Here is a 23,565-nt window from a genome sequence, read left to right as displayed (position 1 = left end):
GGTTCAGCGCCTCATGGCCGCGAGCGCCGTCCCGGGCCGGCTCACCGTCCGCGCCTCCCCTCTCGCGGTGCGCCGGCGTCTGTACTACGGCCAGGCGGCCGTACACCCCATCGACCCAAACGCTGGCTCCAGGCCCTCGCAGACCTGGCGACCCAGGCGTCTCCGGCCGCCGTCTGTGCCCCCGCACCCGCCGGGGCACAACCCCTGAAGCCGACCACGCCCGGTCTCGCGCCGCTGATCACATGGCTCGCTCGACGGTCAACAGGGGCACGCGTTCGAAGAAGGTGACCGCCTCTTCGCGCCACCGTGACCGCCAGCCGGCGGCCACCTCGGCAGCCTGCTCCGCACACCGGTGCATCTGCGCCTGCATCCTGACCGTCACACCGCGGCGTTCGCCGATCTCCCGGAGGGCGGCGATGGTCTCCGGAGTGCAGGACGGGTCACCGAGTGCGGCTTCCACTACGCGGCGCTCGGTGTCGTCGACGGCAGCCAGCAGGGCGTGAACGGTGTAGCTGTGTTTGCCGTCGCGGATGTCGGTGCCGGTCGGCTTGCCCATGACGGCCGCGTCCCCGAACAGGTCCAGGTAGTCATCCCGCATCTGCCCGCACATCCCCAGCAGCCGCGCGTAGTCGCGTAGCTCCCTTTCGAACAGCGCCGGCTGCTCGCCCGCGGCCAGGAGTCCGAGCTGCATGGGCGCGAGAATCGAGTAGCGGGCGGACTTGTAGTCGGACACGCAGTGCAGGATGTCTTCGTCCGGCGCGGCGGCGAAGTCGCGTTCCAGGTCGATGATCTGGCCCACGAACGTGTCGGCCGCCGCCCGTGACTGCACCTCGACCATGGCCTGCCGCACCGGCACAGCCACCTTCGCGTCCAGCAGCACCTGCAGGGACAGGGCGAGGGCGAGGTCGCCCGCGAGCACGGTCAGACCCAGGGCCGTCTGCGGGTGACCGGGGAACCGCTCACGGTAGGCGTAGTAGGTGGACGGGCCGCTACGGCGGGTGGGGCTGTCGTCGATGAGGTCGTCGTGCACCAGGCCGTGGGTCTGCAGCAGCTCGATGCTCAGCGCCGCGGCGTCCAGTCCTTCGACCGGCTCGGCCGTCACCAGGCGGGCTGCCTCACGCAGCAGGACAACCCGCATCCGCTTGCCGCCCCGCAAGGACAACTCCCGCAGCAGGCGCAGGCACTCCGGGGCGAACCGGCTGAACGACGGCGCATCCAGCCCGGCGCTCACCGTGTCGAAGTACTCCTCGAAGAGGGTGTTGAACCAGCGCTCGTATCCGGCGATGCGTTCCCATACCTGCTCGCTCATCATGAGTTCTTCCTGCTCCGAGGGTGAGTGACACCGTTGTGGACGCACTACAGGGGTGTCCGGTGCTCCGGACACGCGGCCGCTGCGCGGTCAGGTGCACTGGGTGGCGCTGACCGCTCCGCCCTGCAGAGCACAGTCCGCAGCCAGCAGGATGCCAGCCGCGACCAGGGCCCGCCGCACCGGTTCACAGCGGGAAACGAGCATCAGCTCGGTCTGCTCCCGCACCCGGTCGCCTGCGGGATGCTCCGGATCTCCGCCGCCTCACGCTCACCCAGGTCCACCCGGCCCACCATTCGGTGGAGCCGTTCACGCTGGACCTGGTCGGCACGCTGAAGTCCCAGCGCCGGCAGAACGGTCCGCTCGCCCTCCCGCAGATCGCTCAGGCCGGCGCGCAGGGGGCGTCCGCGCTGCCGAAGACGTCCAACAGATCATCCCGCATTGGGAACGCCTCCCCCAACGGCAACCCCCGTCACGTGAAGACATCCATCACAGCCTCACCGGCCCCAGCGACGGCAGCCCCCAGCTGAAGAGGGCGCTCGCAGCAGCGTGTGCAGGACGAGCGTGCCGTGCCGGGGCCGGAGTACGGCCAGGCGCTCGCGGGTGCGGACGGCCACCTTACGGACGGCGACGGCCCCGGTGTGGGCGAGCGCGGCGGTCAGCAGGGTGTCCGCCCTGGTCGTCGGCCGGCATGGACTGCCGCCTCGACCGGCCTCGGGAAACACTGGTGCGGCGGTCAAGACCGGCCGCGGCTCCGCGACTACCGCTGGGCTGCGTCAGTCCAAGCAGAACTCGTTGCCCTCCGGGTCGGTCATCACGATAAAGCCGGCGCTCATCGGGGGAGAGGGCTCATGGCGACGTACCCGCTTCGCCCCCAGCGCGACGAGCCGGTCGCACTCGACCTCCAGCGCCGCCATCCGCTCCTCTCCCTGCAGTCCGGGAGCCGCGCGGATGTCGAGGTGGACGCGGTTCTTGGCGACCTTGTCCTCCGGCACCTGCTGGAAGAACAGCCGTGGGCCGTGCCCGTCCGGGTCCTCGATGGCCGATCGCGTGTTGCGCTGCTCCTCCGGTACGCCGATCCGCGCGAGGAAGTCGTCCCAGGCGGCCAGCGGGTCGGCGCCCTCGGGCAGGCTGACTCCGGGCGGACCGGGGTGGACGTAGCCCAGTGCATCGCGCCAGAAGGACGACAGTGCCAGCGGGTCGTGGGCGTCGAAGGTGACCTGGATGTGGTGGCTCATCGGGTTGCTCCGTTCGTAGCGGGTTTCGTGTGCAGGTAGAGGTCGCGCGGCAGGCAGACCTCGGACGGGTGATGGGTCAGCTCGCAGTGGATGTGCAGCACCAGGTCGGCCATGGGCATCTCGGGGAAGGGCTCCTTCTCACCGATCGGGACCCGGAGCCCGGCGTTCCCCGAGGCTGCGGACCCCAGCCGGCCAGACGTCGAGCTGGGCCTCGAGCCGGTCGAGCGCGGTGGCCGCGCTGCCGGCGTACTCCCAGGTCTCGTACGACGCCGCCGGCGCGCCGAAATGTGCCGCGTTGCGCGCGGCGAGCACGCCGACGATGACGTGACCGAGTCGCCAGGCGATGGTGGTGAAGGCCGCGGGGACCGGCTGAGGGGAGGCGTAGTCCATCGTGAAGTCCCCGGCACTGAACTGCACGGGCGCCGTCGAGCGGCCGCGCGGCCGCACGCTCCAGGCGTCCGCTACCGGCGACCAGAAGTATTCGTCGTCGGTGAGGCCCTCAAGCCGGGCTCGGAGCTGATGTTTCCAGTGGACCTCCCACTGCTCGCGCAGTGTCCGGTTCCAGTCGAGTTGGTCTGCGTCCATGGAGCCACCGTGACATCTCTGGCGGACAGGATCGGTCCGCTATTTTCTGGCAGGGTGGGCGGCATGGGCGTGGCAAGCGGTGACGAGCGGGGTACGACGGAGCGGGTGCTCACGCTGCTCGGGCTGTTGCAGCAGCGCCAGGTCTGGACCGGCCCCGAGCTCGCCGACCGGCTCGGGGTCACGCCGCGCACGGTGCGGCGTGATGTCGAGCGGTTGCGCGCCCTCGGCTATCCGGTGCATGCCAGTCAGGGTGTCGGCGGCGGCTACCGGCTCGGCCCAGGGCAGGACCTGCCGCCACTGCTTCTCGACGACCAGGAGGCCATCGCCACCGCGGTCTCGCTGCTCGCCGGCGCGGGCGGCGCGGTCGCCGGCACCGGCGACGCCGCGCTCCGGGCGCTGACCAAGCTCGACCAGGTGCTGCCCACCCGGCTGCGGCACGAGGTGCGCGCGCTCACCGGCTCGGTGGAGTCCTTCGGCGGAGGCCACCCGCCGGTCGACCCGGAGGTGCTCATGACGCTGGCCAGAGCCTGCCGCGATGAGGTGGAGGCCGGCTTCGACTACCCGTCCGGAGGCGAGGTGCGACGGCGACGGGTCGAGCCCTACCGCCTGGTCGCCTCCGACCGGCGCTGGTACCTCCTCGCCTACGACCTCGATCGCGACGACTGGCGCAGCTTCCGCGTCGACCGGATGGCCGACACGTCTGCACGGACCTGGCGCTTTCGCCCGCGCGCGGCGCCTGACGCGGCAACGTACGTGCAGGAGGGCGTGGCAAGCCGGGTCTACCCACACCAGGCGCGCTTCCTCGTGCACGCGTCGGCCGACACGGTGCGGATGCAGATTCCGGTGTCGGCTGCCGTCGTACGACGGCGCGGGAACGAACTCTGCGAGGTGCTCAGTGGCGCCGCAAGCCTCGACGCCGTGCTCATGCACGTGCTCCTGCTGGGGCACGACTTCGAGATACTCGACCCTCCGGAGCTCGGAAGGCGCTCTCGTGCGCTGGCGCAGAGACTGCTGTCGGCCGGTGCAACGATCTCACCCGTGCCGGAAGGGGAGGAGTCACCGGAATTGGACGATTCGTGAGCCGCGACCACGCCAGCGCGGAGGACCGCCTCCGTCCTGAGCACTTACCGTTCCGGCCCGGATCGCCCGAAGCGTCACCACGCGCTCATCCAGCGAGTACCTGCCGGTGATCACGAGCGGGTAGGGGCTGCCGACAGCGAAGACGTCGGCCAGGAGCCGGCGGTGCGGATCCGTCAGGTTCACACGGCCGTCGCGGCTGCCGCGGTGGTGAGCTCGGGGAAAGCGGCGTCCATGGGAGCGGCGGCCCGACCGGACCACGTGCAGCGGCAGGTCAACCGTGCCGCGGGCGGGACCGGCCAGGTCCTCCGGCTGCGCGGGCAGACGCTTCACGTACTGCGTACACAGCAGCTCGGACGCGCTCGGCACCGGAAACGAGTGGGACTGTGCACGGTCGTGCCGCCAGCATCGCCCGGCGGGCCACGTGACCATCACGTTGCCCAGCAGGAGTAGGACGAGCAGTCCGAGCCCCATCGTCGTCCCCTCTCCCTCGGGGTGCGACCCGTCTCCGCGCATCGTCGCCGCCTACGAGACCGGTTTGGTGGTCCCCGGGCGCCTCACGAACTGAACCCCGGCGGCGCACGGAAGGAGACCTGGCCCGCCGGCTACCGCACAGTGCAGGAACCGACTCAGTGACCCCTCCACCAACCGTCTGAGGCCCGCCACCAGCTGTGGCTCGCCTCCGCAGCTCGCCCCACGCAGTACCAGCTGTCTGTAATCGCGCTATCGCCTTCCGTATTCGCGCTGGCAGGATCGAGCCTCGCGGCGGGTGCCGCGAAGTGCGACCCAGTGGGCGAGGGGATCAGGCCGATATGGGCACACGCGAGGTTGTGTTGATGACCGATCACGGGTCGACGGAGGGCAGTCGTTCCGCTCTGGCCGCTGCCGTCGAGTTGCTCACCGGACGGCCACCCGTGTTGATCGATGCGCGGCACTTCATGACGGGTGGGACCGGTCGGACACATCTCGTCGACGCAGGAGTCCGGTTCGAGGTGCCGGCCGAAGGGCTGATGGTGACACCTTCGGCTGTACTCATCTACGAGGTTCAGCCACCCGAACGCCGCAGCTTCGCCCCGTTCCAGCGACTGCTGAGCCGGCACGGGGTGGCGTCGCTCGGAACGGACGCCAGTGCCTGGCGGGCGGCCACCGAAAAGAACCTCACGGTGGAACGGTTCGCCCAGCACGGTATCCGGCATATGGAAACCATCAGTCTGTCCCGGCCCAGCGCGCAGCGAGCCGCCGCGGCATTCGAGAGACTGGGGCGAAACGTCTGGGCTCGGCCGGTGCTGGGCACCGGTGGAAATGACGTCTTCCACGTCACCACTCCTGAGCAACTGCGTGCCGCAATCGGCTACTACGCCCGTTCCGGGCAGGACTGGTTGATCTCCCGGGACGCCGACAACTTCAACTCCGATGGGCTGCGCCATCAATTCCGGGTGTCCGTGCTGGACGGACGCCCGGTACAGGCATGTGAACATGTCCAGGCGGATCCGGATGCACCCTGCAACGAGGCTCAGGGAGCGGGCTGCACCCCCTTGCCGATTGACGATCTGCCCGCGGAACTCTGCAAGCTGGCCGTCTCGGCCACCGAGTCTATGGGGTTGCCGTTCGCCGGCGTCGACCTCGCCGTTGAGAACGGTGGCGTGGTGTTCGAAGTCAACGTGCATCCGATGCTCGGCTCGGTGCACCCCGCGGAGTCGGTTGCGGTCCCGTACGTGGAAGCGCACCTGGCCATGCTGTGATCAGGCAAGTGGCCCCTTGGTCCCAGCCGAGCGGACCCGCGCCCCCTCACTGCACGTCACACCGCGGTCCACGAACCGCCAGAGCACGCGGCCCCTGGGTGGCCACCGCTCTCCCCGGCGGCTTCAACTCATTCCGGGAGTCCTGCGGTGGCCACCAGCGACGCTGCAGGGAAGCTCGGAGGCTGTCCAGTCGGTTACCGCCCGACCGGATTGAGGTAGGTGGCCGGGTGGGTGGCGCCGTCCTGCTTGAGGATCTGGCCGCCGAACGGCCACTTCAGGGTGAAGTGCTCCGTCTCGTTCGGCGGGGTGACCAGGAACTTCGCCGGAACGAACTTCTCCTTCTGCGGCGTGGACTTGGCCACCGGGAGCAGGGTGATGCTGAAGTCCACCGTGTCCCCCGGCCCCAGGGTCATCTTTTCGGGCTTCGTGGCGGAGCGCACCAGCGACCAGGTGCCGTCGGTCTTCTGAGCGCCGATCATGTCGACACCCGCGAAGCCGGACAGGGTGCAGGTGCGCTTGCTCTGGTTGGTGAACCAGATGTACGCCTGGGTCTGCTTCTCGGTCTGGTCCATCTCCGGTGCCGCGTCCTCCCCCGTGGCGAAGCCGGCCTTCAGGTCGGCGGTGTGGCAGCGGGTCGGCTCGGCTTTGGCGGGGGCGGCCGAGGCAGGGATGGCGGTAGCGGCAGTGCCGGCGACGACGAGGGCCGCAAGGGCCACGGTGGTCAGCTTGCTCTTCATGTCGGGTTCCCCTCGAAGGCTAATCGGCGCGCGAGGTCAGCGCGCGCCTACGCACCTGAAGATGGGCAATGCCCGGGGGAGGTTCGGTGTGCCGGAGAACCTTTTCCCGACAGCCAGGGTGCGGGCCGTCGCGGCATCGTGGGAAGGACACCGCAACGGCCCGCCGCATCGCTCAGCATCCGGTCCGGCAAGGCGGGATCGCTGCCGCGTTCACCGATTGGCGGCCAGCACTGCCGCGAGGCCCTCTTGCAGATCTTTGACGAAATACTCGGGAACCTCCAGCGACGGGAAATGTCCCCCCTTCTCGGGCGACCTCCATCGGACGATCTGCCGGTACCGCTCCTGCGCCCAGGGGCGCGGACACTTCTCGACGTCGCGGGGATACATGGTGAGTGCTGACGGGACGTCGACCCGCAGTTCAGGGTCGAGCGAGTTGTGGCTTTCGTAGTAGATGCGGGCCGCCGATGCGCCGGTCCGCGTGAGCCAGTACAGGGTGACGTCGTCGAGGATGCGGTCTCTGGAAATCGTCTCGAACGGGCTGTCCTCGGTGTCCGACCACTCGGCGAACTTGTCGAGGATCCAGGCGAGAAGCCCGACCGGTGAGTCGACGAGCGAGTAGCCGATGGTCTGCGGGCTGGTCGCCTGCTGCTTCGCGTACCCCGCGCGGTGGCGCCAGAAATCGCGGGTCTCCTCGGTCCACTGGCGCTCGACCGCCGTCAGCCCGTCCGTGCTCAGACCGGGCGGTCCCTCCGCGAAGGTGGTGTGGATGCCGAGCACGTGCGCCGGGAACCTGCCGCCGAGAACCGTGGTGATGTTGCCTCCCCAGTCGCCGCCGTGGGCTGCGAACGTCCGGTAGCCGAGCCGTCCCATCAGTTCCACCCATGCGGCCGCGATCTTCTCGGTTCCCCACCCGGTGGTGGCCGGCTTGTCGCTGTAACCGAAGCCGGGGAGCGACGGGACCACGACGTGGAACGCCGGCGCGTCCACGTCCTTCGGATCTGCCAGCTCGTCCACTACGTCGATGAACCGAGCGATGCTGTCCGGCCAGCCGTGCGTCAAGAGCAGAGGAGTGGCATCCGCGCGCGCGGACCGCCGGTGCAGGAAGTGGATTCCCAGATCGTCGATGGTCGTGCGGAACTGGCCGATCCGGTTGAGGCGCTCCTCGAACGACCGCCAGTCGTATCCGGTGCGCCAGTAGTTCACGACATCGACGAGGTCGGCGAGCGGAACGCCCTGCTCCCATCGGCGGGGGCCTGGCGCGGAGCCACGCACCGTCTCGGGCTCCGGTAGTCGCGCCGCAGCCAGTCGCGCGCGCAGATCGTCGAGGTCGGCGTCAGCTGCGTGGGCTTCAAATGCTTGGACGTCGCTGGTGGGACGGGGCATCAGACCTCCTGGCCGTCGTGGTACCGGCTACGGCCTATAGCGAACCGGCTAAGACGGTTCTAACAGCTTTCCGAGCCACGCCGCAACCAGCTAAGGTGGTTCCATGCGTGCTGCGTTCCCTGACTTCCGCCTCGGTAAGGTGCTGGCGACCAGCTTCACGGGGACTCTGTCGGAGCGTCATGGCGACGCCGTGGAGCGCATTCCCGCGCCGCACCGACTCGTCGACTGGCTGGCGGTGAGCGGCCTCGCCGTGGACTCCTGCACCACTGCCCAGCTCGACCGCGCTCGGGAACTGAGGGAGTCGATTCACGCCGCCGCGACAGCGGCCGCGATCCAGGAAGCTCTCCCCGCGTCTGCTGTCCAAGTCATCAATGACTGCAGCGCTCAGGGCCGGGCCGCGGCGATCCTGACGCCCGAGGGCAAGCGGCGATGGCAGCTCAGCTCCGCCTCCTGCGTCGAAGATGCCCTCAGCGTGATCGCCGCCGACGCGATCAGCATCCTGGCGGGCGAACGAGACGGAAAATTGGCCTTGTGCGCATCACCAACCTGCCAAGCCGCCTTCTTCGACACCAGTCAAAGCCGCACCCGCAAATGGTGTGACATGAACACGTGCGGGAATCGCCAGAAGAAGGCGCGCTTCAATGCCAACCAGCGCAGAAATCCCAGATCGGCGGAGTGATCGTTACCTCGGTACCTCCAAGTGGGCCCCACGCCGGCGACACATCTGTCATATCGGCTGCACCCCAACGGCACCGCTAAGAGCCCCTGACGGAATGACTTCAGGCGTCTTCAGCGGGCTCCCGCCATGACGCTCGGGTTGCGCGCTCAGCCCCGTGAACGGGGTTATCCAGGACGGCTCGGACGCCGTGATCACACCACCCACAGCGAGATCGTCCCAAAGATCGACGGCGTGGCACGATGACCACCATGTCAGGTCAGGTCTGGGTGTCACTCATATCGTTGGGCGGCGTAGTCCTCGGCGGCATGCTGTCCTACCTCGTCCAGCACAGGACTCAACTGTCAGCGGAACGCGCTGAACAGCAACGGCAGCAGAACGCCCTGTCGGAGGCTCGGCGCGCGGAACGGCTGGCGCTGCTGGAGCGGTTCATCGAGGTGGCGGCCGAGGCCGAACGCTCCGCCTTCAGCCGGCCTTCCGAGTTCGACGACACCCACCCCTGGCACCTCAGGACTCAGGACGTCATGAACAGGCTGTGGGTCGCCGAGCGGCTCATCCGCATCCAGTTCCCCCTGCCTGTGCACGACGCGGCACGTGCGTACTTCCTCGACCTCAACCGGACGGTGTGGGAAGGCTTGCCCGACGGAGAGAGCGTGCGGGACTACCTGGAGGACAACCGGCTGGTGTTCCTCGACGCCGCCCGAGCAGCCATGGGATAGCCCATCGCCAAGCCACGGAGATCTTTTACGGAACAGCCCTTACCCAACGCCGGGTCGTGGAGCGCGCATTTGCCCATGGGCATTGGTTCCGCCGTCTACGGATCCGCTGGGAGATCCGGGACGACATCCGCGAAGCCCGCGTTGCAGCAGGTCGGCCCATGTCCCGGCGCCCTCGTCAGGTGCCCGGCATCGTCGGGACCACCCTCCGAAGTTGCGGCGGGTGAGAGCCTGCGGAAGGCTTGATCTTGCGGTATTCCGTAATCCCGACACGCCTTGTCGGGGGTGCGTCCCGTGCAGGTGGAGTGCGGTCCCGTGCCTGCTCGGGGTGTTCGGCCTCGGCCAGGTGATCAACCCCCGGACCGCCCGCTCGCAACTGCTCGGCGGTATGACCACGGGCCCTTCGATGGCGCTGATCGTCGGCGCCGCCGCGGCGATCGCCCGCGCCGTGCGCCGCGCCACCGGCAATCCCCATCCGGGACCTGCCGTTCGCCCTGGGCACGCTGCTGCGATCGGCCGTCGTCGGAGGAGACATGAACGAGTTCGACTACGTCGTGGTCGGCGCCGGCAGCGCCGGTTGCGTCCTCGCCGCACGGCTGTCGGAAGATCCGCGGAACCGGGTGCTCCTACTGGAGGCCGGGGCCGCGCACGGGCCGGAGACCATGGCGGACCCGACGGCGTGGCCGACGCTGATCGGGAGCGAGGTCGACTGGGGCTACGCCACCGTCCCGCAGCGGGCAGCTGGTGGGATCGCCCGCAGGTATCCACGCGGCAAGGTCCTGGGCGGCTCCAGCAGCATCAACGCGTTGGCCTTCATCCGGGGCCACCGCAGCGACTACGACAAGTGGTCAACGGGCGCTCCCGGTTGGAGCTATGAGAATCTTCTGCCGTTCTTCAAACGCAGCGAGGCCACGCAGGGGCGCGACCCGGCATATCGAGGCACCGACGGCCCCATGCGGGTCGCACCGGCGAGTAACGCCCATCCCCTGTCTTACACCTTCCTGGACGCCGCCGAGGGCGCCGGATACCCCCGAAGCGACGATCTCAACGGAGCCGACCAGGAAGGTGTCTGCTGGTGGGACCTCAACATCGTCAACGGCATCCGGCAGGACGCCGCGAACGGCTATCTGCGCCCCGTCCTGGAACGTGCAAACCTTGCCGTGATGACCGACGCATGGGCGCACCGACTGGTCATAACTGGCGGACGGTGCACCGGAGTTGAGTACTCCGTCGGCGCCGAGGTGCGGAGGGCCTACTCGCTCGCCGAGACGATCCTGAGCGCCGGTTCGATCGGGTCCGCCCACCTGCTCCTGCTGTCCGGCATCGGGCCGGCCGACCACTTGCACTCCGCGGGCATCGACGTGGTCGCCGACCTGCCCGGTGTCGGTGCAAACCTCCACGACCACCTTCTCGCCGGGGTCGTCTACGCCGCGGCGCAGCCCGTTCCCCCCGGTCGGAACAACCACGGCGAGGTCGTTGCGGCCGTGCGCAGCCACCCCGCCCTGGCCGCTCCCGACCTCCATCTGATTCCCATCGACGTGCCGTTCCACCCGCCTTCGATACAAGGACCGGCGAACGGGTACACCATCGCGTTCTCGTGGCTGCGCACACACAGCCGGGGCTCGGTCCGGCTGGCCGACGCCGATCCGGTGAGCGCCCCGCTGATCGATCCGAACTTCTTCGGCGACGACCGCGACATGGTGGCGATGCTGACGGCCCTGGGGATCGCCCGCGAGATCGGCAGCTCATCGGCCTTCGACGACTGGCGCGAACGGGAGGCGCTTCCCGGACACGAGGTGCACGACGAGAGCGAGCTGCGCGGCTATTTGTGCCGTGACGCCGACCCGTATCAGCACGCGGCAGGCACCTGCCGGATGGGTACCGACCCCATGGCGGTCGTCGATCCCCGACTGCGCGTGCGCGGCATCGACGGGCTGCGTGTCGTGGACGCCTCCGTGATCCCCACCCTTCCCGGTGCCAACCCCAACGCCACCGTCTATGCGATCGCCGAACGAGCAGTGGATCTTCTGCGCGGCCATGTACAGGAGCCCTGCACACCGGACGGTCGAATACCGACGCGAGGGACCGGGAGCTGATGACCGGGTGGACCGGATGTCCTGCGGGCGACGAGCGGCGCAGCACTCGACGAACGCGTTCGCCGGATGCGGCGGCGCGTTCGCCCACGCGCAGACCAGGCAGCAGTGGCCACACCACAGTGATAGCGGTGCCGTCTCCCGCCACCGCCTCCACGACTCCGCGACGACCCGGAGGGTTCGGTATGAGTACTTACCTGATCAATCACCTGCGTATCCCCGGCGACGTTCCCAACGAGGAGGGCCTGTCCTATCTGGAACAGGTTGAGGCCACCGTGAAGCCCTACGGCGGCAAGTGGCTGGCCAACGGTGAGGTCACGGTCGTGGAGGGGGCCTGGCCGGGCCTCGTCGTCCTCATGGAATTTCCGGATCGCGCCGCCGCGGAAGAGTGGTACGACTCGCCGGCTTACCGAAGAATCCGCCCCCTGCGCACCAACAACTCGATCAGCGACATGGTGCTGATCGACGCTCTCCCCGCGGACTACACCGTCAAGGGCTTCGCCCAGCAGGTCCGCGCCGCCGTCGACGCAGCGTCCGGCTCCTAGCCACATCGTCGCGTCTGCTCTGCCGTCCTGCCTCGCAGGAACGACAAGCCCAGGCGGCTTTCGCCCCACGGCACTCGGCGGAGAAGCCGTCAGCCGCCCCTCCGGAACGCCCGGCTGCTCGGAGGGGGCCGGAGTGTCAGCGCAATGCCGGAGTCGCGTGACGGTGGATCGGTGGTTATGGGCCCTTTGAATCCGTGTCCCTGACAGGCGCGGATCGGAAGGGCCCAGTTCTCTTTCTCTGCTCAGTGCAGAATCGAGTCGCCATCGGTCGATACATGGAGGAACGGATTACACACTTCATCAGCGGAAAGCCGGCGCAGCCGGAACTTCGGCTGGTGGGTGCTGACGGTCTCGTCTCCCCTGCTGTACGGCCCTCGATCTAATCGTCGTGCTCGGTCCCGCCGAAGAAGTGCAGCTGTCCAAGCCATCGGATCGGCTGGCCGACCGGGAGATGATCACGCCCCAGATCGGGCAGGGGCACCTTCGACCAGTCGATGAATGGTCGTCCCTCAGCTGACCGGCCAAGTGCCTCACGCAACTCATATCCTTCGCGCCTGCTGCCGGGGACATGAGTCCACACGCTGAATTCGTCGTCGAGACCGAGGCCGCAGTTGGTCAGCCATGCGTCAAGGTAGCCGTCCACAGAGCTCTGGACCGAGGACGGATCGCTGAGCAGCCAAACCCAGCCCTTGGTGCTCCCGCTGTGACCCACGAGATGGGTCATCTCCAACAGGTGGAAGCCGTGCGGATGGTGGGTGATGAGCCCGCTTGGCGGCTCAGGGAGCTCGATGTTCACCAATTGCTCTACGCGGGCCTTTGCGATGTGGTCGTAGGGATCGAGACGGAGTGCCTCACGATAGGCCGCCGCTGCGGCGTCATGATCGCCCATCCAATGCAGGGCACACGCGCGCGAGAAGACTGCGAGGTTGTTGGTCCCTTGCAGGGCAAGAGTGCGCTCCGCTGCCCGCACCACTTCGGCGGCCAGAGTCCGGCCGCGCTGGTCGTCCTCGTCCAATTCGGCGGGTGGGTTGTCTTCATCGTCGAAGTGGTCGTATCCGGTGCCGATTTCGTCGTTCAGGTGTGCCCGCAACTTTCCCAATTCCAGCAGCATCAGGCAGGTCGAACTGGCAGCGTCGTCGGGAAATGCCTTCTGAATGGCAGCGCATGCCTCCCGGACTTCAGCTTCGTCATCCTCCAGGTCCTCGGGAGTGTCGTACTCGGCTGCCTCCCAGTAGTACTGAAGAGATGAGCCTGCTTCTTTGCGTGCCACTTCGATTTCCGTTGCGCTGTCCATGACCACCAGAGCCTAGCGGGCCTGGGGTCCGACCCGGTTTCCTTGTCGCGGGAAGGTACCGAGGGCCGATGCAGTGGGCACCACGTCAGGGTGGAAGAGCCGCAGGGACGCGGGGACGTCCTGTCGTCTCTAACCGCGCAGCGGCCGGCTTGCCCTGCTCGCCGAGGAGCTGCGCCACGCCGTGCACACCGGGGAGATCGCCGAACTGGACCCGGACCTTACGACGTTCCAGATCGACGCCGTGCTCATCGCCGCCAACATCGCGTTGCGGCTGGGCGAATCCGGTGTCGTCTCGAAGGTTCGCCGCGTGGTTGACGGTTTCCTCCGCCCACCGTGCTGAGTGGCAGCCGCCCTGAGGATCGCACGATAGGCGGCCCGCTCCTCTCCTCCTTCGGCCCTCCCGCCCTCGTCCTCAATCGCCGGACAGGCCCTGGTTGTATTGATCACGCTGGATCGCCCGTGGCTCCACCACCGCGAGGGGGCCCTGGAGGCATCGCCGCCTCCAGGGCCCTGGGAATCAACGCTGTGAGTGGTCCGGTCTCGTGATCCTGAACCGGGCGGTGTTCTCCGCGTTCTCTTCAGTGGCCCACCGGTGGAAGCCGGCCTTCTCCAGCACGCGGACCGAGGAGGGGTTGGACAGTTCCACACTGGCGGACACGGTGTGGACATCTGACGCGGTAAAGGCGAACTCTGCCAGGGCCCGGGTGGCTTCGGGGGCGTAGCCCCGGCCGCGGCGGGAAGCCACGATGCCGTATCCGATCTCCAGGACGCCCTCGCTGGGCGGCCAGAACAGGCCGATGGAGCCCACCACCAAGCCGCTCTCACGCTCGATGATCAGACGGTGGCCGTATGCGCCGAGCCAGACGGGGTGCTGGTCGAAGAGGCCGGCGATCACGCGATCGCCTTCGGCGGGAAAGTCGTCCGCCCAGTGCACGGACCGGGTGTCGTCGAGGACTGCGGTGGCATCGCTCGTGGTCCAGGTCCGAAGGACGAGACGCCTGGTGATCACGTCGGCGTGGGCAGGTGAAGAAGAGGAAGACACGTGTCTCTCCTGGTCGTTGGAACGACCGGGCCGCGCTCTGCTATCGCGCGGGCCGGATGAGGGCATGCTGATGAGGGCCGACGGCGGCCATATTCATCAACCTCCCCATCCCGTGATCACGCGTCTGTCGCGCTGACGTGACGCTAGCCGGTGTTCCCCGGCCGAGGCAACGCACTTTCGACTCGCCGGCCCGGGGACGGCGGGGGGAAATCGGATTGCGCCTGCGTAGGCGATCGGCTTGGGTCCGTGCTCGTGACTGCCTTGGATGATCTCGTACGCCCGGACCGCTACCCGCGCTCCTCTCGCTATGACCCCGCCTGGTTGATCGACCTCGATATGGGGCCAAACCCGTTGTGGCTGCTGGAGGATCTCGCCCGGCAACTTGATCTCCGTCCCGGGATGCGGATTCTCGACCTCGGCTCCGGCAAGGGTGCCACGTCGGTGTTTCTGGCCCGCGAGTACGGCGCCCAAGTCGTGGCGGCCGACTGGTGGATCGCTCCCGAGGACGCGGCAGCCGTCTTCACCAAGGCGGGTGTCGGCGACCAGGTAACTGCCGTGCGAGCGGAGGCCCACGCCTTGCCGTTCGAGGAGGAGACCTTCGACGCCATCATCAGCGTCGACGCGTTCGAGTACTTCGGCACGGCGGACAGCTACCTGCCCTACCTGGTGCGATTTCTCCGTCCTGGCGGACAACTGGGCATGGCGACTCCCGCCATGACACGAGAAGTCCGTGAGCTCGGGCATATCCCGCCCCACATCAAGAAAGTGGTCGGCTGGGAAGCGATCGCCTGGCACACGGCAGATTGGTGGCGCTTCCAATGGGAGATCACCGAGCTGGTGGAGGTCACTTCGGCAGCACTGCAGCAAGACGCCTGGCGGGACTGGCTGCTGTGGGCCCAGGCAGGGGCCGAGCGTACGCCGGCGAACCAAAGCGAGAACCAGGCCGTCATCGACATGCTCACCGCGGACGGCGGAGAATTCCTCTCCTTCGCACTGGTAACCGCACGTAAGAACTGACCTGGGGTCTGCCGTCAAAGCGCGCACCCAGGCGATCAACCAGCTCAAGGCCGTCCTCGTCACCGCCCGGAGTGTCCCGCTAGTCGGCAGGCGTTCGGGTCGTCGGCTCGCCTGACGTGTCGCTCGGCGTCTCGGGCGTGGTCGGCCTGCGGGGGTGGCCTGGGGCGCGGGTGGCGCCGATGGAGGCGAGGGCTACGGCGAGCACCCCGGCCCATTGCGGGGTGGCGAGGTGCTGGCCGAGGAGCGCTCCGACGGCGGGTTCGAGGCTGGTCAGGATGCCGAAGACGCGGGCCGGCACACGGCGGAGGGCTTCGAGATGGAACGTGTAAGGCAGGACGCTGGAGAGTATGGCGACGGCGGAGGCCAAGGCGAGTGTGCCGGGGTCCAGGAGACGGGTGCCTGCTTGGGCGATGCCGTAGGGCAGGCTCAACAGGGATCCCCAGGTGACGGCGAGGGCCAGGCCGCGCCCGTCGGGGACGCGTTCGGCCAGGCGTTTGCCGACGAGGATGTAGCCGCCCCAGCAGCACCCGGCGAGAGAGGCGAACGCGAGTCCCGCGGCATTGAGCGGGATGCCGGAGTGGCTGAGCAGTACGACGCCGGCGGCGGCAAGGCAGGCCCACAGCAGGTCGGTGGCACGGCGTGAGCCGAACAGCGCGATGGCGAACGGTCCCAGGAACTCCATGGTGGTGGCGGCGCCCAGTGGGAGGCGGTCGACCGCTTCGTAGTAGCTGAGGTGGTGGACGGTGAGCAGGCTTCCGGCGGCGGCTGCGATGCCGAGCGTGGTGCGGTCCCATCGCAGTCCCGGCCGCCACAGGGCGGTGAGGACGAATGCGGCGATGCACAGGCGCAAGGTCACCACTCCGGCCGGTCCCACGGTCGGGTAGAGCCGGGTGGTGAGCGCGGCCCCGCACTGCAGGCCGATCACGCCGCCCATGACCAGCCCGGGGGCGGGCACGGCGCTCAGTCCTCGGCTGATCGCGGTGACGGCGTGCTCGCGTCGGGTGCGAAGCTGACTGATGGGTGGCCTCCTTGAGCGTCGGCACGCGGCAACGCGCGCAGGTTTCCGTTCGAGCGATGGGTAGGGCGGGGCTGCGCGCCCTGTCCGGCGCGCAGCCCCGCAGCCTGCTCCGCCTCCAACGTCTCGCGACGGCACAGCAGTTGTCGTGCCAGCGGCTCCATGTCCTGGGTTTTGTACCTCTGCGGTATGTCCGCCAACTATGCGGAGAGGACCTGGCGGGCCCGCTCGCCGAGGCGGACTTCGCCGAAGGAGGCACCGCCATCGCGGCGGCCTCCGGACTCGTCGGCCACTTCCCGGTCCTACGGGCTCAGATCTTCACCGCCGATGCCCTCAACCATGGTGGTGGAAGCCTTGATCGAGGCAGCGGAGGCGGAGGGGCTCGTCAGCGCCCAGTCCCTGCACGCCCGGCCGCTGTCCGCCGGCTCAACGGTCGGGCTGTCCACCGTCTACCGTACGCTCAGCGCCCTGGCCGCAGCCGGGCGTGCGGTCACGTGCGGGACCTGCAAGGGGAGCGACTCTTCCGCTACCGCGCTGGCTCCGACCACCGCCACTAACTGCTCTGCACCGAATGCGGGGCCGGCGTGACGCTGGATTCCGCGGTGGTGGAGAAATGGGCTGCCGATATAGCCCGCACGAGCGGATTCACCGCCGTGCGGCACACCGTTGAACTCACCGGCATCTGGCGCCGACTGCGGCACCTCGGCGGGCGGTTCTCCGCGAGGCTGACGCGATTCGCAGCCGGGGGCGGAACACGGTTCCGAAGCGGACGAGGAACCCAAAGCATCACCACTGGTGCCGCCGACAGAATCGACGAAGAAGAGGCCGGCACGGTGCAGGCAACCGGGCCGGCCTCTGGTGGATGACGCCGGGTGATTCACCGGGCGGCAGCCGGCGCACGGGCGGACTATCTCGGGGCGTACGGCAGGAGCGCCATCTCCCGTGCGTTCTTGATCGCGCGGGCCAGTTGGCGTTGCTGCTGGGCGGTGACCCGGGTGACCCGGCGGCTGCGGATCTTGCCGCGGTCGGAGATGAACTTCCGCAGCAGATCGGTGTCCTTGTAGTCGATGTAGGTGATGCCTGCCTGGTCCAACGGGTTGGGGCGGGACTTGAGGGGTTTGCGGGGATCGGGGCGGCGGGCCATGGGGCTCCTTTTCTCGGCCGGACGGTCGAACGGCCGGTGTTCGGTGGGGATGTGGTCGGGGTTCAGGAAACGGGGTCGAGGAGCGCGTCGAAGGAGGCCGGCAGGCGCTTCCACACCTTGCGTCCGCCGGCGAACTCGGCCTCGGTCAGAAGGCAGGAGTCGAGCAGCCGCTCCAGGCCGTCGCGGTCGAGGCCGGGGGCGGTGAAGACCAGGTGCTGGCAGCAGTCGCCGTGTTCGGGGTGCCAGTCGAGGGCGGCGGCCGCTCGGCGTATCGCCGGGACCATCTCCCAAGCGGCGTCCGGGAGGGAGGCGAGCCATGGGCCGGTGTTCTCCACGCACAGGGCGCCGCCCGCGGCATCCCAGGACAGCAGGGTGTCGGGGCGGTCGGCGAGCCAGAAGCGGCCCCGGCTGCGGGCCGCCGCACATGCCAGGTCTTCCAGTGCCTGGTAGAGCCGTTCCGGGTGGAACGGGCGACGCCGGTGCCACACGAGGGTGGCGACTCCCGACTCCTCCGCTTCCTGCGGCAGCAGCGCGCATGCCGGGTGCTGGGCCGCGGCCGCCGCCTCGACGTCGAATCCCGCGAACGCGACCTCGGCGAGCTGCCGGGAAGCCACGGGCACGCGGCGTGCGGTCGGGTGCAGCTGGGCGAGGAGTGCACGGTCCTCGTCATCCGCCTCCTCGCTGTCGACGAGTACGAGCACGGGGGCGTACTCCAGCTGGCGCGCCCAGGTGTCCCCGATGGTCCGCTGATCGGTTGCGGCCGCCGCGAGGCCCGCCTCCGCCAGGTCGTCGCCATTGGCGAGATACGGCAGGACGAGTACGGGGTCGACCGCTGTGATGACGTTGGAGAGCGTCAGCGCTTCGCCACCGTGCGAGGCGATCACCTCGGCCATCGCCCTGGGCTCGACGGAGTCCCAGAGCTCGACCACCGCCAGCCGGTGCCGACCGCTGTCGGCCAGCCGCTGGAGTTCGGGAACCAGGTCCTCGCGCAAGGCGCAGCACGCGCAGTCGTTGACGAGGGGAGCCTCGCCGGAGGACAGCTCACCCGAGGCGTCGCGCACGGTGCGCCGCACGGTTCCGTCCGCTGCCGTGGACAGGTCGTGGTGGAGGGCGACGCTGCCGCGCACGGTGTGCAGAAGGCGCCGTACGACGTGCTCGCGGGCCTCGGAATGCAGCCCGCCGACGATGACGACGGGAAGCCGGCGGTCCTTCATCACTGTGCCCCGCGCCGCGCGTAGCGCCGCTCGAAGCGCTCGACCCGGCCGGCCGTGTCGAGGACGCGAGCCGTGCCCGTGTAGAAGGGATGGCTCTGCGACGAGATCTCCACGTCGATCACGGGGTAGGTCTCGCCGTCCTCCCACTCGATGGTCTTGTCACTGGTCGCGGTGGACCGGGTGAGGAAGGCGAAGTCAGCTGCCTTGTCGCGGAAGACGACGGGCCGGTAGGCGGGGTGGATCCCAGGCTTCATGAAGGTGTTCCTGTCTGTGTGAAGTCGGCTCGTGGGTCAGCGTTCTTCCCGGAAGTCGACGTGGCGGCCGATGACCGGGTCGTACTTGCGCAGGACCATGCGGTCGGGGTCGTTCCGCCGGTTCTTGCGGGTGACGTAGGTGTAGCCCGTGCCGGCGGTGGAGCGGAGCTTGATGATCGGGCGTAGTTCGTTGCGAGCCATGGGCGCTACTATATGGGAATGGTTTCCATTACCGATAACGTCTCCGACGAGAGGTGACCCACTCCATGTCCGCCCACTGCCAGCTGACCGGCGCCAAGCCGGGCTTCGGCAAGACCATCTCCCACTCGCACCGCCGCACATCCCGCCGGTTCGACCCGAACATCCAGCGCAAGCGCTACTGGCTGGCGAGCGAGGGGCGCCACATCCGGCTCACCCTCAGCGCCAAGGCGATCAAGACGGTCGATGCCATCGGCATCGAGGCCGCGGTGGCACGTATCCGCGCACGAGGGGTGAAGGTCTGATGGCCAAGCAGAGCAAGATCGCGAAGAACGAACAGCGCAAGGTGATCGTCGAGCGGTACGCGGCCCGGCGTGCCGAGCTGAAGGAGATCATCCGACGCCCTTCGTCCACCGAGGCCGAACGCGCCGCGGCTCAGGCCGAATTGCGACGCCAGCCGCGCGACGCCAGCGCCACCCGGGTGCGGAACCGGGACAGCGTGGACGGCCGGCCCCGCGGGCATCTGCGGAAGTTCGGCATGTCCCGAGTGCGCATGCGGGAGCAGGCGCACGCCGGGTTCCTTCCCGGGGTCACCAAGTCGTCCTGGTGAGGCCGAGATGGCGCCGTGGCCCCGGTGGTCACCCGGGCCACGGCGCCATCCGTCAGAGGACCGTACCGATGAACCACGGATCAGCAGGCGAGCCGAGCCGCCCGTTCTCATGGGAAGCCGAGTGCCGGTGAGGCTGGTGATGGGGCCTGCCGGAGCGGTCCTTCGCCCCCCGCGTGCCCGTGGCGTTGGTAGCGGCCGGCCCAGCGTGCCGCTGTCGTGTGGCCGACCTGGAACCGTTCCGCGGCGCGGCGCAGAGGCCGGCCGTCATCGACGACGCACCGGGCAAGCCGCAGCCTGCCGGTCGGTGTCAGCGGGGCGTTACGGTGGATCACGAGGGCCTCCTGCGCTCGGCGGTAGATGTCGCAATCCCCACCGAGCCAGAAGGCCCTCACCTCGTTCAAGCACCCAGCACGCGTGTCACCAGCGTGCCGGGGCAGCACACCTAGCTAGGGCGTGCCTCTTCGATCAAGTGATTCGTCGGGGGATCGGCATGCGACGGGTGCTGACGCGCTGACCATGCAGATCGATTCGGCGGCCGACGGCAGTGGCCCATCACGGGAGTTGGCGGACACGAAATTCCGTCGAACGCGGAGTCGATCTTTGAGAAGGTCGCGAGTGTCCCGGATCTACTGTGAAAGGAAGCCCGTGTCTCGTGCCGTCACGTTGATTCGCTCTGCGTCCCTGTCCGATGTTGCCGAGTACGCCTACGCGGCCACGGCCCCGGCCGAGTCGCGGCTGATCTTCCTGGCCGGAGCATGTCCGCTGAATGAGGACGGCTCCACCGCGGCAATCGGAGACGTCGCGGGGCAGGCAGCCAAGGCCGTGGAGAATATGCGGATCGCTCTGGCAGACTCCGGCGCGTCACTCCACGATGTCATCAGCACCCGCGTTCTCGTTGCCTCCCACCGCCGGGAGGACCTGGTGACGGCGTGGGGGGTTGTCCGGACTGCGTTCGGCGACCACGACGTGCCCAGCACATTGATGGGTGTCACCGTACTCGGCTACGACGGCCAGCTCGTAGAGATCGAAGCCATCGCCGCCGTGCTCGATTCCTGAGCCGGCGGACCATCCCGCAAGGGCGACCAACCGCCTTGCCCGCGTTCTGGCTCCGATCACGACCGGAGCCAAATGCGGAGGGCGGCAGCGGTGACCGTGCCGAGATGGACATACCCGCGCTTGCCGTAGCGGGTGGCGACGGCCTGAACTGCTTGGGCTTTCCGATGGCCCGCTCCACCGTGTTGCGATCTTTGTAGCGGTCCTTGTTGATCGAAGAGACGCGGCCTCGCGGCGCATCAACTGTCTGAATCAGCGGCGCGGCATCGCAACCCGCTAGGAGAAGGCGGCAACCATCTACCTGGCCGGACTCCACCTCGCGGGGATCTTCCTCTGGTCCGCGAGACGATGCCCTATGACGATGCCGATGCCGTCTCTGCCAAGCATGATCGCAGCCGTCCCTGCAGGGACGGGACGGATGCGTCGTCACAAGACATGACCACCACGAGCCTGCCGAGTTCGATGCCCTCGGACCGCCGTGCGTAGGACCATCGCCGGCCTGCCTGCAGCAGGGATTTGAAGAGCAGCCGCTGTTCGGAGGTGTCGTCCGACAGTGCCTCATCCGCGGCCTCGACGATCAGTACGTAGTGGTCCGCAGACAGCCATCTCAGGTCGCGCAGACAGTCGGAGAGGGCATTCCAGTTCCATCCGAAGTAATCCGGAAGCTTCAGTCCGTCGTAGAACTGTTGGAGGACAGCGTCCGTGTCGCGCATTTCCCGGCCGTCAAGACGCGCGACGTACGTCCTGCCGGTCACCGGAAGCAGCAGATCGACAGGAAGAGCGTCTTGCTTCCCAACTACATGCAACCAAGGCACGGTGTGCACTGCCACCCTCCCTCCCGAGAACCACGCCGTCGACCGGCGTCAGCGGCAGGCTGCACAGTTTGGATCCAAACGAAACGGCCCTGGCCACACCCACACACCTCAAAATCCCACAGATCGAGGGTCCGTGCCGGAAGCAGTCGGCACGGACCCTCTGCGTATCTCGCGGCAGCGTGGTCGCTCAGGCCCCTTCTCGCTGCTGGGCGGCTGCGGGGCGATCGGCGCCAGAGTTGGCCTCACCGATGTGCTCGACCAGCCATTCGTCGTCACCGGTCTGGATGCAGCGCACCCGTCGATCTCCATGAGCAGTGCGGCGCGCTCCAGTCGCCCGTGGACATGGTCAGCGAAGACGAGCTCACTGGCCTCCAAAGACCACGTGGGCCACGGCTCCGCACTGGACCATGATCAACGATCGGCCCGGCGTGGGTCAGTCTCCGCCCTGGAATGAACCATCAGGATCATCAGTTACACGAGGAACAGCAGACAGCATGTCGTTCCTCTCGGCTTGGAGGAGCTTTCCATGACTGCAGAACTGGATGGATCCACCGCTCTTGTCACCGGCGCCACCTCTGGCATCGGCCGGGCCGTTGCCCTTCGCCTGGCGGCGTTGGGGGCCTCGGTTGTCGTCCACGGGCGGGACGAGCAGCGAGGTGTTGAGACCGTCAAGGAGATCGCTGCCGCAGGCGGGAAAGCCCGGTTCGTTGCTGCGGATCTGAGCAGCTCTGAAGATGTCCTGCGTCTTGCCGCCGAAGCAGGCGAGGTGGACATTCTGATCAACAACGCCGGTATCTACCGGTTCGCCGGTACGCCGGACACCACCGCCGAGATGTTCGACGTTCAGATGGCCGTCAACTCGCGCGCGCCGATGCTCCTGGTCGGTGCCCTCGCCCCGGGAATGGCTGCACGGGGGCGTGGCGCCATCGTGAGTGTGAGCACAGCGGCGGCTACCACGCCGGTGCGGGGAACGGGTGCTTACGGGGCTTCCAAAGCTGCACTCGAACTTCTCACGCGAGTATGGGCTGACGAGTTCGGCGCCCAGGGCGTCCGCGTGAACGCCGTGGCCCCGGGCCCTGTCCATACCCCCGGGACGGAGGAGATGGGAGAGGAAACCCTCCGAGTGATCGGGCGGACCACCGTACTGGGGCGGGTCGCAGACCCTGACGAGATCGCGGAAGCGGTTGTGTTCCTTGCCTCCTCCCGCGCCAGCTACGTCACCGGCGCGGTTCTCGAGGCACGCGGCGGACAGCTCGCGATCGGCTGACTCCGGGCTGGGCCGCGATGGGCATGCCAAACCTGACATGCATGTCCATGAGGTCCATGGACCGGTCGGCGTGCGCGTCGGGAGAGGCCCACACCACGAGCGGCGGCTCGATGCCCAAGAGCGGCTCGTTCGGGCACGAGGCGAAGGTCCCCGGGTGCTCGGTTCGGCGACGGCTGCCTTGACCCGTAAGAAGTGTTTCTGATCCTGGCATCGGCAGTTGACGGGGTGTGGTTACGGCCGCAGCTGGCGAGACGAGGATCGCTGCCCAGGCATCCGGTGGCCATGCCGGCCACTGACGACGCCGGGTGCCTGGCCGAGCGGCTGGCCGCCGGGCCGCGCCGGGTGCTGGTCATCGGCGCAGGCTGCACCGGCTCGGAGATCGCCTCGGTCTGCCGGGAGCGGGGCATCGAGGTCATGGTCGCAGAACGTGGATCCCGGCCGGGTTCTTCATGGGGCTCGTACCCCCAGCATCATCCGGGGCCCTGCTCGGCCTTCACAGCGGTCTCCTGAACGGCTCCATGGCGTTCGTGGAGCCCGCGGGGCG

General features: G+C 68.3%; 26 protein-coding genes and 4 pseudogenes. 14 read left to right on the top strand and 16 right to left on the bottom strand.

Translation table 11 applies throughout. The features are described 5' to 3' along the window. Positions 1-238: 238 nt before the first annotated feature. The 4 genes from AC5677_RS04810 to AC5677_RS04795 form a co-directional block, all read right to left on the bottom strand. A complete protein-coding gene (locus AC5677_RS04810) occupies positions 239-1,309 on the bottom strand; it encodes a polyprenyl synthetase family protein (RefSeq protein ID WP_497196512.1) in 1,071 nt (356 codons plus the stop codon). A 494-nt stretch (positions 1,310-1,803) separates the two neighbouring features. After that, a complete protein-coding gene (locus AC5677_RS04805) occupies positions 1,804-2,046 on the bottom strand; it encodes a hypothetical protein (RefSeq protein ID WP_497193745.1) in 243 nt (80 codons plus the stop codon). Between the two features lie 36 nt (positions 2,047-2,082). Further along, positions 2,083-2,544: a VOC family protein gene (locus tag AC5677_RS04800; protein WP_497193744.1), complete on the bottom strand. Its 462-nt coding sequence runs from the start codon at positions 2,542-2,544 to the stop codon at positions 2,083-2,085. 138 nt (positions 2,545-2,682) lie between these two features. After that, positions 2,683-3,129, bottom strand: coding sequence for a DinB family protein (locus tag AC5677_RS04795; protein WP_497193743.1), 447 nt, complete (start codon positions 3,127-3,129; stop codon positions 2,683-2,685). A 63-nt stretch (positions 3,130-3,192) separates the two neighbouring features. Here AC5677_RS04795 and AC5677_RS04790 point away from each other — a divergent pair, with 63 nt between their 5' ends. After that, positions 3,193-4,209, top strand: a complete 1,017-nt coding sequence (locus AC5677_RS04790; protein ID WP_497196511.1) for a helix-turn-helix transcriptional regulator — start codon at positions 3,193-3,195, stop codon at positions 4,207-4,209. A 90-nt stretch (positions 4,210-4,299) separates the two neighbouring features. Here AC5677_RS04790 and AC5677_RS04785 read toward each other — a convergent pair. After that, positions 4,300-4,392: pseudogene (locus AC5677_RS04785) on the bottom strand (nucleotidyl transferase AbiEii/AbiGii toxin family protein); the annotation flags it as partial. A gap of 650 nt (positions 4,393-5,042) precedes the next feature. Between AC5677_RS04785 and AC5677_RS04780 the strand changes: the two are divergent. Next, entirely contained in the window at positions 5,043-5,948 is a 906-nt protein-coding gene (locus AC5677_RS04780) for an ATP-grasp domain-containing protein (protein WP_497193742.1), read from the top strand. Positions 5,949-6,142: 194 nt separating this feature from the next. On the opposite strand, the gene AC5677_RS04775 is transcribed toward AC5677_RS04780, so the two are convergent. Then, complete coding sequence (locus AC5677_RS04775) at positions 6,143-6,685, bottom strand: DUF4232 domain-containing protein (RefSeq protein ID WP_497193741.1); 543 nt, start codon at positions 6,683-6,685, stop codon at positions 6,143-6,145. Between the two features lie 210 nt (positions 6,686-6,895). Beyond that, a complete protein-coding gene (locus AC5677_RS04770) occupies positions 6,896-8,068 on the bottom strand; it encodes an epoxide hydrolase family protein (protein WP_497193740.1) in 1,173 nt (390 codons plus the stop codon). Positions 8,069-8,171: 103 nt separating this feature from the next. Between AC5677_RS04770 and AC5677_RS04765 the strand changes: the two genes are divergently transcribed. The 5 genes and pseudogenes from AC5677_RS04765 (at position 8,172) to AC5677_RS04745 (ending at position 12,098) form a co-directional block, all read left to right on the top strand. Then, positions 8,172-8,747 carry a CGNR zinc finger domain-containing protein gene (locus AC5677_RS04765; RefSeq protein ID WP_497193739.1) on the top strand — a complete coding sequence of 192 codons (576 nt, stop codon included), beginning with the start codon at positions 8,172-8,174 and terminating at the stop codon, positions 8,745-8,747. Positions 8,748-8,986: 239 nt separating this feature from the next. Continuing rightward, a complete protein-coding gene (locus tag AC5677_RS04760) occupies positions 8,987-9,463 on the top strand; it encodes a hypothetical protein (protein WP_497193738.1) in 477 nt (158 codons plus the stop codon). A gap of 29 nt (positions 9,464-9,492) precedes the next feature. Next, positions 9,493-9,687: pseudogene (locus AC5677_RS04755) on the top strand (hypothetical protein); the annotation flags it as partial. Positions 9,688-9,993: 306 nt separating this feature from the next. Beyond that, the gene (locus AC5677_RS04750; protein WP_497193737.1) at positions 9,994-11,556 is read left to right on the top strand and encodes a GMC family oxidoreductase; all 1,563 of its coding nucleotides are present in this window, start codon (positions 9,994-9,996) and stop codon (positions 11,554-11,556) included. 182 nt (positions 11,557-11,738) lie between these two features. After that, complete coding sequence (locus AC5677_RS04745) at positions 11,739-12,098, top strand: DUF1330 domain-containing protein (RefSeq protein ID WP_497193736.1); 360 nt, start codon at positions 11,739-11,741, stop codon at positions 12,096-12,098. Positions 12,099-12,477: 379 nt separating this feature from the next. Here the strand turns inward: AC5677_RS04745 and AC5677_RS04740 are convergent, their stop codons facing one another. Then, the gene (locus AC5677_RS04740) at positions 12,478-13,392 is read right to left on the bottom strand and encodes a hypothetical protein (protein WP_497193735.1); all 915 of its coding nucleotides are present in this window, start codon (positions 13,390-13,392) and stop codon (positions 12,478-12,480) included. Between the two features lie 181 nt (positions 13,393-13,573). Between AC5677_RS04740 and AC5677_RS04735 the strand changes: the two genes are divergently transcribed. Next, positions 13,574-13,732 (top strand): hypothetical protein, encoded by a 159-nt coding sequence (locus AC5677_RS04735; protein ID WP_497193734.1) that lies wholly within the window; start codon positions 13,574-13,576, stop codon positions 13,730-13,732. 177 nt (positions 13,733-13,909) lie between these two features. Here AC5677_RS04735 and AC5677_RS04730 read toward each other — a convergent pair whose 3' ends face one another. Further along, a complete protein-coding gene (locus tag AC5677_RS04730; protein ID WP_497193733.1) occupies positions 13,910-14,434 on the bottom strand; it encodes a GNAT family N-acetyltransferase in 525 nt (174 codons plus the stop codon). 246 nt (positions 14,435-14,680) lie between these two features. On the opposite strand from AC5677_RS04730, the gene AC5677_RS04725 reads away from it, so the two are divergent. Further along, positions 14,681-15,451: an SAM-dependent methyltransferase gene (locus AC5677_RS04725; protein WP_497193732.1), complete on the top strand. Its 771-nt coding sequence runs from the start codon at positions 14,681-14,683 to the stop codon at positions 15,449-15,451. 79 nt (positions 15,452-15,530) lie between these two features. Here AC5677_RS04725 and AC5677_RS04720 read toward each other — a convergent pair whose 3' ends face one another. From AC5677_RS04720 to rpmG, 5 genes are all read right to left on the bottom strand, one after another. Then, positions 15,531-16,406, bottom strand: coding sequence for an EamA family transporter (locus AC5677_RS04720; protein ID WP_497193731.1), 876 nt, complete (start codon positions 16,404-16,406; stop codon positions 15,531-15,533). Positions 16,407-17,373: 967 nt separating this feature from the next. Next, positions 17,374-17,610 (bottom strand): 30S ribosomal protein S18, encoded by a 237-nt coding sequence (gene rpsR / locus AC5677_RS04715; protein WP_109886464.1) that lies wholly within the window; start codon positions 17,608-17,610, stop codon positions 17,374-17,376. Positions 17,611-17,672: 62 nt separating this feature from the next. Continuing rightward, positions 17,673-18,824, bottom strand: coding sequence for a CobW family GTP-binding protein (locus tag AC5677_RS04710; protein ID WP_497193730.1), 1,152 nt, complete (start codon positions 18,822-18,824; stop codon positions 17,673-17,675). Then, on the bottom strand, positions 18,824-19,078 hold the full coding sequence (locus AC5677_RS04705; protein ID WP_497193729.1) for a type B 50S ribosomal protein L31: 255 nt from the start codon (positions 19,076-19,078) through the stop codon (positions 18,824-18,826). Before AC5677_RS04705 ends, AC5677_RS04710 begins: the two co-directional genes overlap by 1 nt. Before the next feature lie 36 nt (positions 19,079-19,114). Continuing rightward, entirely contained in the window at positions 19,115-19,279 is a 165-nt protein-coding gene (gene rpmG / locus AC5677_RS04700; protein WP_497193728.1) for a 50S ribosomal protein L33, read from the bottom strand. A 65-nt stretch (positions 19,280-19,344) separates the two neighbouring features. Here rpmG and rpmB point away from each other — a divergent pair, with 65 nt between their 5' ends. Continuing rightward, complete coding sequence (gene rpmB / locus AC5677_RS04695) at positions 19,345-19,581, top strand: 50S ribosomal protein L28 (RefSeq protein ID WP_497193727.1); 237 nt, start codon at positions 19,345-19,347, stop codon at positions 19,579-19,581. After that, positions 19,581-19,886, top strand: coding sequence for a 30S ribosomal protein S14 (rpsN, locus tag AC5677_RS04690; protein ID WP_397921450.1), 306 nt, complete (start codon positions 19,581-19,583; stop codon positions 19,884-19,886). The genes rpmB and rpsN overlap by 1 nt, the downstream gene beginning before the upstream one ends. A gap of 124 nt (positions 19,887-20,010) precedes the next feature. On the opposite strand, the pseudogene AC5677_RS04685 reads toward rpsN, so the two are convergent. Further along, positions 20,011-20,218: pseudogene (locus AC5677_RS04685) on the bottom strand (helix-turn-helix domain-containing protein); the annotation flags it as partial. Between the two features lie 313 nt (positions 20,219-20,531). Between AC5677_RS04685 and AC5677_RS04680 the strand changes: the two are divergent. Next, positions 20,532-20,942: a RidA family protein gene (locus tag AC5677_RS04680; RefSeq protein WP_444471378.1), complete on the top strand. Its 411-nt coding sequence runs from the start codon at positions 20,532-20,534 to the stop codon at positions 20,940-20,942. Positions 20,943-21,292: 350 nt separating this feature from the next. On the opposite strand, the gene AC5677_RS04675 is transcribed toward AC5677_RS04680, so the two are convergent. Further along, on the bottom strand, positions 21,293-21,769 hold the full coding sequence (locus AC5677_RS04675; RefSeq protein WP_497193726.1) for a barstar family protein: 477 nt from the start codon (positions 21,767-21,769) through the stop codon (positions 21,293-21,295). 511 nt (positions 21,770-22,280) lie between these two features. Between AC5677_RS04675 and AC5677_RS04670 the strand changes: the two genes are divergently transcribed. Together AC5677_RS04670 and AC5677_RS04665 are read left to right on the top strand one after the other, a co-directional pair. Next, positions 22,281-23,021: an SDR family NAD(P)-dependent oxidoreductase gene (locus AC5677_RS04670; protein ID WP_497193725.1), complete on the top strand. Its 741-nt coding sequence runs from the start codon at positions 22,281-22,283 to the stop codon at positions 23,019-23,021. Between the two features lie 294 nt (positions 23,022-23,315). Then, positions 23,316-23,462 (top strand): annotated as a pseudogene (locus AC5677_RS04665) (FAD-dependent oxidoreductase); the annotation flags it as partial. Between the last annotated feature and the right edge of the window lie 103 nt (positions 23,463-23,565).

The organism is Streptomyces sp. JLSY215 (genome assembly GCF_059682825.1).
Note: the sequence above shows the minus strand (reverse complement) of the source record. Positions and strands in the feature narration are given on the sequence as shown.

Coding starts and splice junctions, on each gene's coding strand:
- AC5677_RS04810 (WP_497196512.1), bottom strand. CDS start 1,309: ATGAGCGAGCAGGTATGGGAACGCATCGCCGGATACGAGCGCTGGTTC.
- AC5677_RS04800 (WP_497193744.1), bottom strand. CDS start 2,544: ATGAGCCACCACATCCAGGTCACCTTCGACGCCCACGACCCGCTGGCA.
- AC5677_RS04795 (WP_497193743.1), bottom strand. CDS start 3,129: ATGGACGCAGACCAACTCGACTGGAACCGGACACTGCGCGAGCAGTGG.
- AC5677_RS04790 (WP_497196511.1), top strand. CDS start 3,193: ATGGGCGTGGCAAGCGGTGACGAGCGGGGTACGACGGAGCGGGTGCTC.
- AC5677_RS04780 (WP_497193742.1), top strand. CDS start 5,043: ATGACCGATCACGGGTCGACGGAGGGCAGTCGTTCCGCTCTGGCCGCT.
- AC5677_RS04775 (WP_497193741.1), bottom strand. CDS start 6,685: ATGAAGAGCAAGCTGACCACCGTGGCCCTTGCGGCCCTCGTCGTCGCC.
- AC5677_RS04770 (WP_497193740.1), bottom strand. CDS start 8,068: ATGCCCCGTCCCACCAGCGACGTCCAAGCATTTGAAGCCCACGCAGCT.
- AC5677_RS04765 (WP_497193739.1), top strand. CDS start 8,172: ATGCGTGCTGCGTTCCCTGACTTCCGCCTCGGTAAGGTGCTGGCGACC.
- AC5677_RS04760 (WP_497193738.1), top strand. CDS start 8,987: ATGACCACCATGTCAGGTCAGGTCTGGGTGTCACTCATATCGTTGGGC.
- AC5677_RS04750 (WP_497193737.1), top strand. CDS start 9,994: ATGAACGAGTTCGACTACGTCGTGGTCGGCGCCGGCAGCGCCGGTTGC.
- AC5677_RS04745 (WP_497193736.1), top strand. CDS start 11,739: ATGAGTACTTACCTGATCAATCACCTGCGTATCCCCGGCGACGTTCCC.
- AC5677_RS04740 (WP_497193735.1), bottom strand. CDS start 13,392: ATGGACAGCGCAACGGAAATCGAAGTGGCACGCAAAGAAGCAGGCTCA.
- rpsR (WP_109886464.1), bottom strand. CDS start 17,610: ATGGCCCGCCGCCCCGATCCCCGCAAACCCCTCAAGTCCCGCCCCAAC.
- AC5677_RS04710 (WP_497193730.1), bottom strand. CDS start 18,824: ATGAAGGACCGCCGGCTTCCCGTCGTCATCGTCGGCGGGCTGCATTCC.
- AC5677_RS04705 (WP_497193729.1), bottom strand. CDS start 19,078: ATGAAGCCTGGGATCCACCCCGCCTACCGGCCCGTCGTCTTCCGCGAC.
- rpmG (WP_497193728.1), bottom strand. CDS start 19,279: ATGGCTCGCAACGAACTACGCCCGATCATCAAGCTCCGCTCCACCGCC.
- rpmB (WP_497193727.1), top strand. CDS start 19,345: ATGTCCGCCCACTGCCAGCTGACCGGCGCCAAGCCGGGCTTCGGCAAG.
- rpsN (WP_397921450.1), top strand. CDS start 19,581: ATGGCCAAGCAGAGCAAGATCGCGAAGAACGAACAGCGCAAGGTGATC.
- AC5677_RS04670 (WP_497193725.1), top strand. CDS start 22,281: ATGACTGCAGAACTGGATGGATCCACCGCTCTTGTCACCGGCGCCACC.